The following is a 1,332-nucleotide window of genomic DNA, read 5'->3' on the forward strand; positions in this document are numbered from 1 at the left end:
AAATTTGCTGAGCCTGAAATCATGGATGATCCAGATGCCATGAATAAACTTATTGAAAGACAAGGCGAAGTGCAGGAAAAACTGGATGCAGCCAACGCCTGGGAGTTAGACAATAAATTGGAGCGGGCGATGGACGCACTACGAACACCGCATGCTGACGCCAAGATTGAGCATCTATCTGGTGGTGAAAAAAGAAGGGTGGCATTATGCCGATTGCTTTTACAAGAGCCAGATGTACTACTTCTCGATGAGCCTACCAACCACCTTGATGCAGAGTCTGTACACTGGCTTGAGCAGCACTTACAACAATATAAAGGTACCGTGATTGCCGTAACTCACGATAGATATTTCTTAGACAACGTAGCCGGATGGATTCTTGAACTGGACCGTGGAGAAGGCATTCCATGGAAAGGCAATTACTCATCCTTGTTAGAGCAAAAGCAAAAACGACTTGCTAAAGAAGAAAAATCTGAATCTAAAAGACAGAAAACCCTTGAACGAGAACTCGAGTGGGCTCGAATGACTCCGAAAGGCAGACAAGCCAAGTCGAAGGCTCGACTTAATGCCTATGACAAACTTCTCGGAGAGCAGGCGAAGGAAAAAGAGGCTAAATTGGAGCTGTTTATTCCTCCCGGTCCGAGACTTGGAGATAAAGTAATTGAAGCGCATGGCGTGGCGAAGGCATTTGGAGACAAGTTGCTTTATGAAAATATGGACTTCAACCTCCCAAAAGCAGGTATTGTTGGTGTTGTTGGACCAAATGGGGCTGGTAAAACAACTCTCTTTAAAATGATTACCGGGCAGCAGCAACCTGACGAAGGTACATTTGAGGTTGGCTCTACAGTAGAAATCGCTTATGTAGACCAGGAGCATGATGATTTAAAGCCTGAGGATACCGTTTGGGAAGCTATCACCGGTGGTAATGAGTTGATTCAGTTGGGAGATAAACAAATCAACAGCCGTGCTTATGTGAGCAAGTTTAACTTTAGCGGAAGCGACCAACAGAAAAAGGTAAAGGAACTGTCTGGTGGAATGAGAAATCGTGTTCATCTGGCTATTGCATTAAAACAAGGAGCCAATTTATTGCTCCTGGATGAGCCAACAAACGACCTTGATGTAAATACTTTGAGGGCTTTGGAAGAAGCATTGGAAAACTTTGGTGGCTGTGCAGTTATAATTTCTCACGATAGGTGGTTCTTAGATAGGGTATGTACCCATACTTTGGCTTTTGAAGGTAATTCTGAAGTTAAATGGTATGAGGGGAGCTTCTCAGAATATGAAGAAGACCGCAAGAAACGATTAGGTGATGTAGGGCCAAAACGTATAAAGTAT

Annotated in this window: 1 protein-coding gene; it reads left to right on the forward strand. The window is 43.8% G+C overall.

Translation table 11 applies throughout. The annotated features are described in order from the left end of the window. The coding region (gene ettA, locus E1176_RS00900; protein WP_155208709.1) for an energy-dependent translational throttle protein EttA at nt 1-1,332 on the forward strand (1,332 nt) is incomplete at both ends.

The organism is Fulvivirga aurantia (genome assembly GCF_009711475.1).
GTDB classification, from domain to species: domain Bacteria; phylum Bacteroidota; class Bacteroidia; order Cytophagales; family Cyclobacteriaceae; genus Fulvivirga; species Fulvivirga aurantia.